The following is an 11,329-nucleotide window of genomic DNA, read 5'->3' as shown; positions in this document are numbered from 1 at the left end:
CGCCGCCGAGATCGCGCCGCCCGGCACGCCGGGTGCCGGCCAGGCGGTCCTGTCGACCTGGCGCCAGCTGATCGACAACGGTTCGCTGCAGGACGGCGAGCCGCACCTCAAGGGCACCCAGCGCACCCCGGTCGCGCGGCTGTCCGCGAAGACCGCCGAAGGGCTGGGCACCACCGTGCGGGTCAGCACCGAACGCGGTGCGATCACGCTGCCGGTGGAGATCGCCGACCTGCCCGACGGCGTCGTGTGGCTGCCGGGCAACTCGGACGGCTCCGCCGTGTTCAAGACGCTCGGTGCCGGGCACGGCGCCGTCGTGAACCTCGCTGGAGGTGGGCAATGACCCCGCTGCTGACCGAAGCCGCCGTCGGGAGCGTCCCCGACGCGGCTACCCGGGCGGCGCTGCTGGCCGACGACCCGCTGTGGCTGATCCTGCTCAAGTGCGTGGTCATCCTGCTGATCGGGCCGATCATGACGATCTTCCTGATCGTCTGGGAACGCAAGGCGGTCGGCCGGATGCAGAACCGGCCCGGCCCCAACCGGGTCGGCCCGGGCGGCTACCTGCAGTCCCTGGCGGACGCGATCAAGCTGCCGTTCAAGGAACAGATCATCCCGGACACCGCCGACCGCAAGGTGTACTTCCTCGCGCCGGTCATGTGCGTGGTGCCGTCGCTGATCGCGCTGTCGGCCATCCCGTTCGGCCCGGTCGTGTCGATCTTCGGCGAGCGGACCGTGCTGCAGCTGCTCGACCTGCCGGTCAGCGCGCTGGTGATCCTGGCCTGCTCCTCGATCGGCGTCTACGGCATCGTGCTCGCCGGCTGGTCGTCCGGCTCGCCGTACCCGCTGCTCGGCGGCATGCGCAGCGCGGCGCAGGTGATCTCCTACGAGATCGCGATGGGTCTCTCGATCGTCGCGGTGATCCTGCAGGCCGGCTCGCTGAACCTGGCCGACATCGTCGGCGCGCAGCACAAGGTGTGGTTCCTCTACCTGGTCCCCAGCTTCGTGATCTACCTGATCTCGATGGTCGGCGAGACCAACCGCGCCCCGTTCGACCTCCCCGAGGCCGAATCGGAGCTGGTCGGCGGCTTCCACACCGAGTACAGCTCGATGAAGTTCGCGATGTTCTTCCTCGCCGAGTACGTCAACATGGTGATCGTGTCGGCGTTCGCGACGACGCTGTTCCTCGGCGGCTGGATGGCCCCGTGGCCGCTGTCGCTGATCGGGAACAACGTGCTCAACACCGGCTGGTGGCCGGTGCTGTGGTTCTTCGCGAAGATGTTCGTCCTGCTCTTCGGGTTCATCTGGCTGCGCGGCACGCTGCCCCGCCTGCGCTACGACCAGTTCATGCGCCTGGGCTGGAAGGTCCTGGTCCCGCTGAACCTGGTCTGGATCATCATGGTGACGTTCGCGAAGGTCATCACCTGGAACACCGCGACCATCATCATCGCCGCGGTCGCGATCTTCATCGTCGTCGCGCTGTTCTTCTACGTCCGGGCCGCGAGCCGGGAAGAGGAGAGCGAAAGCATCCCGGTCACCGGCGGCGGCTTCCCGGTCCCGCCGCTGGACCTGAAGGTCCCGCAGACCACCCCGCGTCAGAAGGCTTTGGCCAAGGCCGAGGCGAAGGCGGCCCGCCGCAAGCCGGCGGCCGTCGGTACCGCAAAGGAAGGGGCACAAGATGGGGTTTCTTGATCCCGTCAAGGGCTTCGGCGTCACCTTCGGGATGATGTTCAAGAAGGTCGCCACCGAGGAGTACCCGGAGGCCGGCGCCCCCGCCGCCCCGCGGTACCACGGCCGGCACCAGCTGAACCGCCACCCGGACGGCCTCGAGAAGTGCGTCGGCTGCGAGCTGTGCGCGTGGGCGTGCCCGGCGGACGCGATCTTCGTCGAGGGCGGTGACAACACCGAGGAAGCCCGGTACTCGCCGGGCGAGCGGTACGGCGCGGACTACCAGATCAACTACCTGCGCTGCATCGGCTGCGGTCTCTGCATCGAGGCGTGCCCGACCCGGTCGCTGACGATGATCAACTTCTACGAGCTGGCCGACGACGACCGCCAGCGGCTGATCTACACGAAGGAAGACCTGCTCGCCCCGCTGCTGCCCGGCATGGAGCAGCCGCCGCACCCGATGCGGCTCGGCGAGAACGAGCAGGACTACTACGTGAACGGCCCCGAACTGGCACGCGGCGGGGAGGCGGCGAAGTGATCTCCGCAGTTCTGGCCGCGGCGCCGAACGCGTCCGCCGGTGTCTCCACCGGCGAGGCGATCGCGTTCTGGATCCTCGGGCCGCTCTCGCTGCTCGGCGCGCTCGGCATGATCTTCTCGCGCAACGCCGTCCACTCGGCGTTGTGGCTGGTGCTGACCATGCTGAGCCTGGGCGCGCTGTACATGATCCAGTCGGCGCCGTTCCTCGGCTTCACGCAGATCATCGTCTACACCGGCGCGATCATGATGCTGTTCCTGTTCGTGCTGATGCTGGTCGGCCGGGAGAGCTCGGACTCCGTCGTCGAAGTCCTCCGCGGCCAGCGGCTGGCCGCGACCGTGCTCGGCATCGGGATGGCCGCGCTGCTGGCCACCGGGATCTACCGGGCGATGGACAACGTCACCCCGGCGATCCCGCTCGACTCCGCCACCCCCGCGGGCGGCGGGCCGAAGGGCCTCGGCCGGCTGATCTTCACCGACTACCTGTTCCCGTTCGAGCTGACGTCGGCGCTGCTCATCACCGCCGCGATCGGCGCGATGGTGCTGGCCTTCACCGACCGGCACGCCAAGGGCGGGAAGCTCACCCAGAAGGAGCTGGTGCTCCTGCGCTTCCGCGGCGAGCACGACCGGCCGTCGCCGCTGCCCGGCCCGGGTGTCTTCGCCACCGCCAACTCGGTGGCCACCCCGGCGCTGCTGCCGGACGGCTCGGTCGCCCCGGAGTCGCTGTCGGCGATCATCGAGTCCACCTCGGCGATCGAGCTGGCGAAGGAACGCAAGCTCGTCGCGGACGAGGGCCCGCACCCGGACGCGCACGCGCTGGTCGGCTCCGAAAGCTCCGATTCCGAGGGGGAGAAGAAGTGACCCCGACGTACTACCTGCTGCTGTCGGCGCTGCTGTTCGCGCTCGGCGCGGTCGGCGTGCTGGTGCGGCGCAACGCGATCGTCGTGTTCATGTGCATCGAGCTGATGCTCAACGCCGTGAACCTGTCGCTGGTCACCTTCGCCCGGATCAACGGCGGGCTCGACGGCCAGATCATGGCGTTCTTCGTCATGGTCGTCGCGGCCGCCGAGGTCGTGGTCGGCCTGGCGATCATCATGGCCATCTTCCGCACCCGGCGCTCGGCCTCGGTCGACGACACCAACCTGCTGAAGTACTAGGAGACCCCCGAGTGACCGCATCATCGTGGCTGCTGGTGGCCCTCCCTGGCCTCGGCGCCCTCATCCTGCTGCTGGCAGGCAAGCGGGCGAAGGCCTGGGGGCATCTGCTCGGCTGTGCCACCGTCACCCTGGCTTTCGTCTACGGCGTCATCCTCTTCTTCAGCGCCGACACGGGCACCACGACCGACACCAAGGTCTACTCGTGGATCCCGGTCGGCCAGCTGCAGGTGGACTTCGGGCTGCGGATCGACGCGCTGTCGCTGACGTTCGTGCTGCTCATCACCGGCGTCGGCATGCTGATCCACTACTACTCGATCGGCTACATGGCCGACGACGAGGGCCGGTACCGCTTCTTCGCGTACCTCAACCTCTTCGTCGCGTCGATGCTGATCCTGGTGCTGGGCAACAGCTTCGTGACGCTCTACCTCGGCTGGGAGGGCGTGGGTCTCGCGTCCTACCTGCTCATCGGCTGGTACCAGGGCCGCCCGTCCGCCGCCACCGCGGCGAAGAAGGCGTTCCTGATGAACCGCGTCGGTGACGTCGGGCTCGCGCTGGCCATCTTCATCATGTTCAAGTACGCGGGCTCGACCGGCTACGCGCAGGTCTTCCAGGCGGTCGGCGACGGCAAGTTCTCGCCGGGCGCGATCACCGCGATGGCGATCCTGCTCCTGCTGGGCGCCTGCGGTAAGTCCGGCCAGTTCCCGCTGCAGGCGTGGCTGCCGGACGCGATGGAGGGCCCGACCCCGGTGTCGGCCCTGATCCACGCGGCCACGATGGTGACCGCGGGCGTCTACCTGGTGGCCCGCTCGAAGGACATCTTCAACGCCACCGAAGACGGCCGCTTGATCGTGACGCTGGTCGGCACGGTGACGCTGCTGCTCGGGTGCATCATCGGCTGCGCGTACGACGACATCAAGAAGGTCCTCGCGTACTCGACGGTCAGCCAGATCGGCTACATGATGCTGGCGGTCGGCCTCGGGCCGATCGCGTACGCGCTGGGCATCATGCACCTGGTCGCGCACGGCTTCTTCAAGGCCGGGCTGTTCCTCGGGGCCGGGTCGGTCATGCACGGCATGAACGACGAGGTCGACATGCGGAAGTTCGGCGGCCTGCGCAAGCACATGCCGATCACCTTCATCACCTTCGGCCTCGGCTACCTGGCCCTGATCGGCATCCCGCCGCTGTCGGGCTTCTTCACCAAGGACGCGATCATCGAGGCGGCGTTCAGCCAGGGCGGCTGGCGCGGCTGGGTGATGGGCGGCGCGGCCTTGCTCGGTGCCGGGCTCACCGCGTTCTACATGACGCGCCTGATGATGATGACGTTCTTCGGCAAGGAGCGCTGGAAGGACATCAAGAGCTCCGACGGCCGCGACTTCCACCCGCACGAGTCCAAGGCGGTCATGTGGATCCCGATGGCGGTGCTGGCGGTCGGCTCGGTCGGCGCCGGTGCGTTCTTCGCCCTCGGTGAGCGCTTCGCCCACTGGCTGACCCCGTCGGTCGGCGAGCTGGAAGAAGCGCACCACTCGCCGTTGAACGCCGGGGTGATCTCGGCCGGCGCGATCGTGTTCTCCGTGCTCGGCGTCCTGATCGCGTACCTGATCTTCCGCCGCGACGTCCCGGTCGAGCAGCCCCAGCGGGTCTCGTTCGTCACCCGGGCCGCGCGCAAGGACCTGTACGGCAACACGCTCAACGAGACGCTGGTCGCCCGCCCGGGCACCTGGCTCTCGCGGGCGCTGGTGTTCGTCGACAACCGCGGCGTCGACGGCGCGGTCAACGGCCTGGCCGCCGGTCTCGGCGGCGGGTCCGGCCGGCTGAGGCGGCTCCAGACCGGCTTCGTCCGGTCCTACGCGCTTTCCATGCTGGGCGGCGCGTTCCTGCTTCTGGCGGCTCTCCTGCTGGTGAGGTTCTCCTGATGACCTGGTTGCTCATCCTCATCCTGGTGCCGCTCGCCGGCTCCCTGGTGCTGGCGTTCCTCAAGGGGAACGACCGCGCCGCGGTGCTGGCCGCGCTCGGGTTCTCGATCCTCGAGTTCGTGCTGGTGATCCCGTTCTGGCTCAGCTACTCGCCTTCGGGCGCGCGGCTGCAGATGACGTCGAGCTTCGACTGGATCCCCAGCTTCGGCGTGCACATCGCGTTCGGCGTCGACGGCATCGCGCTGATCATGATCGCGGTGATCGCGCTGCTGGTGCCGATCGTCGTCGGCGGGCTCGGCACGATGGACAAGCTCCCGTCGGGACGCAGCGCGGGCGGGTTCCTGTCGCTGATCCTGCTGCAGGAGGCGCTCACGATCGGCGTGTTCGCCGCGACCGACGTCTTCCTGTTCTACGTGCTGTTCGAGATCATGCTGATCCCGATGTACTTCCTCATCGGCGGCTACGGCGGCGCGAACCGGCAGTACGCGGCGGTGAAGTTCTTCCTGTACTCGTTCCTCGGCGGCCTGATCATGCTGGCCTCGGCGATCGGGGCGTACTCGCTGGCGGCGGACAAGCTCGGCAAGGGCACGTTCGACTGGGCCACGCTGGTGACGGTGGTGCGCGACGCGCCGCTGTCCACGCAGATCTGGCTGTTCCTCGGCTTCTTCCTGGCGTTCGCGATCAAGGCGCCGCTGGTGCCGTTCCACACCTGGCTGCCGGACGCGGCGGGGGAGGCGCCGATCGGCGTCGCCGTCCTGCTGGTCGGCGTGCTGGACAAGGTCGGCACGTTCGGGTTCCTGCGCTACTGCCTGCCGATGTTCCCGGACGCGAGCAAGGCCCTGGCGCCGCTGGTGCTGGTGCTCTCGGTGATCGGTGTCCTCTACGGCTCGATCCTCGCGGCGGGGCAGCGGGACATGAAGCGGTTCATCGCCTACGTGTCCATCGCGCACTTCGGCTTCATCTCGCTGGGCATCTTCGCGTTCAACGAGCAGGCGATGGTCGGCTCGGCGACGTACATGCTCAACCACAGCCTCGCGACCGGCATGCTGATCGTGGTGATCGGCCTGGTCGTCGCGCGCGGCGGGTCTTCGAAGATCTCCGACTACGGCGGCATGGCGAAGGCGACCCCGTTGCTGGCCGGGCTGTTCCTGCTCGCCGGTCTGTCCACTTTGTCCCTGCCGGGCACCAACTCGTTCGTCTCCGAGTTCCTGGTGCTCATCGGGTCCTTCGTGGACCAGCCGGTGTACACGATCCTCGCCACGGTCGGCATGGTCCTGGCCGCGGCGTACGTCCTCTGGCTCTACCAGCGGGTCTTCCAGGGCCCGGTCCGCGGGGACGCGCTCGTGGGTGTCGGCGGGGGCCCGGGTACGGCGATCGCGCCGGAACTGGGCGCCAAGAAGGCGATCCGCGACCTCAGTGGTCGGGAGATCGCGATCCTCGCGCCGCTGGTCGTGCTGATCCTCGTTCTCGGCTTCTACCCGAAGCCGGTGCTCGACACAGTCACCCCGACGGTGCAGCAGACGCTGTCCGCGGTCCAGGGAGGCAAGTAAAAGTGCTCGACATCCTCCTGACCCAGGCACCGGAGCCGCCGGTGCAGGTGCCGTCGGTCGACTACCCGGCGGTGCTGCCGGTGCTGATCGTGTTCGGCGCGGCGTGCGTCAGCGTGCTGGTCGAGGCGTTCGCGGCGAAGCGCTCGCGGTTCGGCATCCAGGTCGGCCTGAGCCTGGCGTCGATCGTGGCGGCCGGCGTCAGCCTGGTGATCTACGCGACGGGCAGCGCCCCGGCGGGCGGCGTCACGACGTTCAGCGGCGCGATCTCGATCGACCGGCCGGCGCTGTTCCTCTGGGGCACGCTCCTGGCGCTGGCGGTCGGCGCGGTGCTGCTGATCTCGGACCGCGTGGTCGAGCCGGGCGGCGCACTGGTCGCCCAGGCGAGCATCCGCCCGGGAACGATCCAGGACCGCGCCCAGACGGCGACGGTGATGCAGACCGAGGTGTTCCCGCTGACGCTGTTCGCCCTCGGCGGCATGATGGCGTTCACCGCGGCGAACGACCTGCTGACGATGTTCATCGCGCTGGAAGTGCTGTCGCTGCCGCTGTACCTGATGTGCGGCCTCGCCCGCAGGCGTCGTCTCCTGTCCCAGGAGGCGGCGGTCAAGTACTTCCTGCTGGGCGCGTTCTCGTCGGCGTTCTTCCTGTACGGCTTGGCCCTGCTGTACGGCTACGCGAACTCGGTGAAGCTGGGCGACATCGCGGCCGCGGCGGCGGGTTCGGACCGGTCGGACACGCTGCTGTTCGCGGGTCTGGGTCTCCTCGTGGTCGGCCTGCTGTTCAAGGGTTCGGTCGGCCCGTTCCACACGTGGACCCCGGACGTGTACCAGGGCGCGCCGACGCCGGTGACGGCGTTCATGGCGGCGTGCACGAAGGTGGCGGCGTTCGGCGGGATCCTGCGGGTGCTGTCGGTGGCGTTCTCGTCGACTTCATGGGAGTGGCGCGGAGTGCTCTGGGGCGTGGCGATCATTTCGATGGTGATCGGCGCGGTGCTGGGGTTGACGCAGACGGACGTCAAGCGCATGGTGGCGTACTCGTCGATCGCCCACGCGGGGTTCCTGCTGGTCGGGGCGATCGCGATGACTCGCGATGGCTTGTCGAGCACGCTGTTCTACCTGCTGGCGTACGGCTTCACGACACTGGCGGCGTTCGGCGTGATCAGCCTGGTCCGGGATTCCTCGGGCGAGGCGACGCACCTCTCGGCGTGGGCCGGGCTGGCGAAGCGGTCGCCGTTGCTGGCCGGGGTGTTCACGTTCCTGCTGCTGGCTCTCGCCGGTATCCCGTTGACGTCCGGGTTCGTCGGCAAGTTCGTGGTGTTCTCGGCGGCGCTGTCGGACGGAATGGCGCCGCTGGTGGTCGTGGCGCTGGTGTTCAGCGCGGTGGCGGCGTTCTTCTACCTCCGGGTGATCGTGCTGATGTACTTCTCGGAGCCGGCGGCGGACGGGCCTTCGGTCTCGGTCCCGGGCTTCGGCACCGGAACGGCGATCTTCCTCGGCACGGCGGTGACGCTGGTGCTGGGCCTGGTCCCGGCGTTCGCGCTGGGCTGGGCCGGTTCGGGCGGGTTCGCTTTCTGATTGTTTGTCTTGAAGGCCGCCACCTTGCGTTATCGCGGGGTGGCGGCCTTCAACATTCGGCTCAGGTTCTGGTTCTCCCCGGGCAGAACGCTGATGTACCCCTCGGCGGCGGCGATCCCGACACGCCCGGCTTCCAGATCGAGGTAGCTGACGGCCCGGCCATCGGCGTGAAGCTGCCCGACGCCGAAGTGGGGCTGCCGGAAGAGGGCGTCGAGCTCCTGCGCTTCCCGGCTGCGCTCTTCGTCGAAGATGTCACTGACCTCGGCATTGCGGAAGTCCTCTTGCGGAACCGAGAAGTGCTTGATGTCGGCGGGCCGGTAGTGCGGCAGCCGTCCGACGAGGGCATCGGCGGGGTGAGTGTCGACGTCGCTGAGTTCGATCTGGTCGCCGCGGAGGACGACACAGACCTTGGACCGTCCGCCGACGGCGACGAGAACGTTCGTCTGGCCGACGGTGTCCCGCGCGTAGGCGACGTACTCCTGGGCCGGCTGGTCGAGGAGGTGCAGGAGGTCTTCGAATTCGGGGGTGAAGCCGTCGCCCTGGGTGAAGCCGTAGGGACTGAGTTCGTCGAAGGCGTCCCGGGTGACCTGCTTCTTCGCGGACGGCGGGATGTAGCGAAGCCCTTTCGCGAAGACAGGGTGAGGATCGCCGCAGCCGACGTGACGCATGGCGGTGAGCAGGGTGTTCAGCGAGAAGATCATCGTTTCTTGTTCTCACCGATGACCGGCGGCATGGGCTTTTCGGTGAAGCCGCCGAAGGTCTCGTCGGGGTCGGGGTTTTGGAGGTAAGGGGCCTTTTTCTTTTCGCGGTCTTCTTCTTTGCCGCCGCGCCCGGTCAGCGGGGTGCCCACGGGGAGGCCGTTGGCGCCGCGGGCCCCGGCGGCACCGCGGGCGGGGGAGGTGCCGGGGAGGCGTTCCTCGGGGAGCCGTGCGCCGGTGCTGCTTCCTGGTCCGGGGGTGCGCGTGCCGGGCTGGTTCGTTCGGCTGCCGGTCCCTGTGCTGGAGCCGGGGGTTCCCGGTTGGTATCCGCTGCCTTGGTAACCACCGCTTTGGTATCCGCCGCCGTATGGCCCGAACCCGCCGGTCCCGGTCAGGTTGCTGACGGGCTGGCCGGTGGGCCCGAACTCATACCCAGGTTGGGTGGTGGGGAGGACGGGCTTGGGTACGTAGCTGTTGGCGTGGGTGTCGTCGGTGTTCGTCGTCCCGGGTCGAACCTGGTTCGGCTGGTCCGGCCGGTTTTGCTGGTACTGCTGGTCGGGCCGATTCTGCTGGTCCGGCCGGTTCTGCTGGTTCTGCTGGGTGGTCGTTTGCCCTCGGTCCTGATCGGTGACCTGGGTTCGCCCCGGCCGAACGGTCTGCCGATCTTGAGGGGGAACCTGCGGATCCCGGGGATTCCGAGCCCATTCCCCGGTATCGGTGGCCCCGGCTTTGTCCCCGGAGGTCCGCATGGAGACGGCAGCCCCGGAGTCGAAAAGCTGCGCGTACTGCGAGGGCATCTGCCCACCATTGGCGCTACTGGCGGAGTGATAGGCACTGAAGGCATCGATGTTGGCCTGGCTGTCGGCCTGCCACCCGGCAACTTTGGCGTTGTAGGAGCCCCACCCCTTGTCGGTGATAGCGCGCAGAACATCATCAGCCCCGATTTCAGGAGGCTGAGACGCAACGGGCTTCACGGAGTATTTGGCGGTCCCAAAGGCATCCATCTGAGACCCAACGGCAGTTTGAGCGGCCTGAAGATGAACGGCATCATCAGCAGCGGCTTGGACCAAGGGCAGAGTGGCATCGGCAGCGGCCTCACCGGCGTTCCCGCGCCAACCTGACATGGTCTTGGCCCGGAGAGCGCTGATCCGCTGGGCCCGCTCAACCATCCGAGTGGTCAACTGCCTGGCACTCACTTGCGCGGCATCCAGCGACTGGGTGCCTTTCCCGCCGGTGATCTGCTCATAGATCTGAGCGGCGGTCAGCGGTCCTTCGGTAACCATAAAATTCACCTGGCCCGGAGATTGTTCAACACGGTTGCCGTGACTTCGTGGGCTGCCTTGCAGGGGTCCTTCTTCCCAACTTTGCCCTCGGAGAGAGTGACCGACACATCGATGATGTCTTGATTGCTGGTTCCCAGGGCGATCGCGCAACTGCCTTTGGAGCGCAGATCTGCCTGCCCGTATGCGACCGTCGGGTACCCATCGATCGAATCCATGGGGACAAACAAGGGGAAGGTGGTTCCCTGCTGTTCGTATACTGCGGTGAGACCGCGTTGGTTCTTGGTATTATAGATGACCGAGACAGTGGCCTGTGTCACTGATGTCGGATGCCAAAAACAGCTGGGGCCGGCCAGGTCGTTCGGGTCTTCTTTCGGGTTCGCACCCGGGCCCAGGAGTTCAGCTACCTGTGCGGAGGTGAGGGAAGTGCAAGGATTCTTTTGGAACTCCGTGGTATCAAGTGGGGCTGCGACCTCGGGCGCGCCTGCACCGGGCAGCCCTGAGTGTGGGTCGCTGGTCTTCGATGTGATCTCGTCCGTGGACGAAGGCGACGCCGTTCCGTTTTGAGTCGAAGTACATGCAGCTACGACGAGCAGTGTCGCGCTCAACCCGATCAGAAAGAAGCGTTTCACAGACTGCCCCCGGCTCGCTTGATCTCTGTCGAGTTCCTATCTTCGGCTGTAGCATATTTGCCCAGTGCTGCCTCGAATTTCGCAGCCATAGCCCGGCAGAAAGACGCGCGCTCGTAGAGCGTGGTCGTGAGTGCCGATCCAGACTGCCGGATCAGCTCAGCGTTGCCGCCGCTCGCGTATTCGAGGCCTGGGCCTTCAGCGGTGGCGATCAGGCGTGCTCGGCTCAGATCATCTTCGAACTCGTTGGCCAGGTCGTTCCACTCGTGCATCAACTCACGAAGCGTCTCCTCGTCATACTCGAACCCCGCACCACCAGACCCACCCCCACC

General features: G+C 67.4%; 11 protein-coding genes and 1 pseudogene. 8 read left to right on the top strand and 4 right to left on the bottom strand.

All coding sequences use genetic code 11. The features are described from left to right. From CCN39_RS46090 to nuoN, 8 genes and pseudogenes are all read left to right on the top strand, one after another. A pseudogene (locus CCN39_RS46090) lies at positions 1-340 on the top strand (NADH-quinone oxidoreductase subunit G); the annotation flags it as partial. Beyond that, positions 337-1,686: an NADH-quinone oxidoreductase subunit NuoH gene (nuoH, locus tag CCN39_RS46085; protein WP_086853309.1), complete on the top strand. Its 1,350-nt coding sequence runs from the start codon at positions 337-339 to the stop codon at positions 1,684-1,686. The pseudogene CCN39_RS46090 and the gene nuoH, both read left to right, overlap by 4 nt. Beyond that, on the top strand, positions 1,673-2,200 hold the full coding sequence (gene nuoI, locus CCN39_RS46080; protein ID WP_086853307.1) for an NADH-quinone oxidoreductase subunit NuoI: 528 nt from the start codon (positions 1,673-1,675) through the stop codon (positions 2,198-2,200). Before nuoH ends, nuoI begins: the two co-directional genes overlap by 14 nt. Then, on the top strand, positions 2,197-3,057 hold the full coding sequence (locus CCN39_RS46075) for an NADH-quinone oxidoreductase subunit J (protein ID WP_086853306.1): 861 nt from the start codon (positions 2,197-2,199) through the stop codon (positions 3,055-3,057). The genes nuoI and CCN39_RS46075 overlap by 4 nt, the downstream gene beginning before the upstream one ends. Further along, the gene (gene nuoK / locus CCN39_RS46070; protein ID WP_003081840.1) at positions 3,054-3,353 is read left to right on the top strand and encodes an NADH-quinone oxidoreductase subunit NuoK; all 300 of its coding nucleotides are present in this window, start codon (positions 3,054-3,056) and stop codon (positions 3,351-3,353) included. The genes CCN39_RS46075 and nuoK overlap by 4 nt, the downstream gene beginning before the upstream one ends. A gap of 11 nt (positions 3,354-3,364) precedes the next feature. Then, positions 3,365-5,266 (top strand): NADH-quinone oxidoreductase subunit L, encoded by a 1,902-nt coding sequence (nuoL, locus tag CCN39_RS46065; RefSeq protein ID WP_086853304.1) that lies wholly within the window; start codon positions 3,365-3,367, stop codon positions 5,264-5,266. Next, entirely contained in the window at positions 5,266-6,816 is a 1,551-nt protein-coding gene (locus CCN39_RS46060; RefSeq protein WP_086853302.1) for an NADH-quinone oxidoreductase subunit M, read from the top strand. Before nuoL ends, CCN39_RS46060 begins: the two co-directional genes overlap by 1 nt. 2 nt (positions 6,817-6,818) lie before the next feature. Continuing rightward, positions 6,819-8,390: an NADH-quinone oxidoreductase subunit NuoN gene (nuoN, locus tag CCN39_RS46055; RefSeq protein ID WP_086853300.1), complete on the top strand. Its 1,572-nt coding sequence runs from the start codon at positions 6,819-6,821 to the stop codon at positions 8,388-8,390. 29 nt (positions 8,391-8,419) lie between these two features. Here nuoN and CCN39_RS46050 read toward each other — a convergent pair whose 3' ends face one another. The 4 genes from CCN39_RS46050 to CCN39_RS46035 form a co-directional block, all read right to left on the bottom strand. Continuing rightward, a complete protein-coding gene (locus CCN39_RS46050) occupies positions 8,420-9,091 on the bottom strand; it encodes an ESX secretion-associated protein EspG (RefSeq protein WP_086853298.1) in 672 nt (223 codons plus the stop codon). Next, entirely contained in the window at positions 9,088-10,371 is a 1,284-nt protein-coding gene (locus tag CCN39_RS51395; protein ID WP_086853296.1) for a hypothetical protein, read from the bottom strand. The genes CCN39_RS46050 and CCN39_RS51395 overlap by 4 nt, the downstream gene beginning before the upstream one ends. A gap of 5 nt (positions 10,372-10,376) precedes the next feature. Beyond that, positions 10,377-11,000 carry a DUF3558 domain-containing protein gene (locus tag CCN39_RS46040; protein WP_086853295.1) on the bottom strand — a complete coding sequence of 208 codons (624 nt, stop codon included), beginning with the start codon at positions 10,998-11,000 and terminating at the stop codon, positions 10,377-10,379. Then, a partial coding sequence (locus CCN39_RS46035; RefSeq protein WP_086853311.1) for a hypothetical protein occupies positions 10,997-11,329 on the bottom strand: 333 nt, incomplete at its 5' end. The genes CCN39_RS46040 and CCN39_RS46035, both read right to left, overlap by 4 nt.

The sequence above is a fragment of the Amycolatopsis kentuckyensis genome, from assembly GCF_002155975.1.
In the GTDB taxonomy this organism is placed as follows: Bacteria; Actinomycetota; Actinomycetes; order Mycobacteriales; family Pseudonocardiaceae; genus Amycolatopsis; species Amycolatopsis kentuckyensis.
This window is presented reverse-complemented; position numbering and strand designations above follow the sequence as displayed.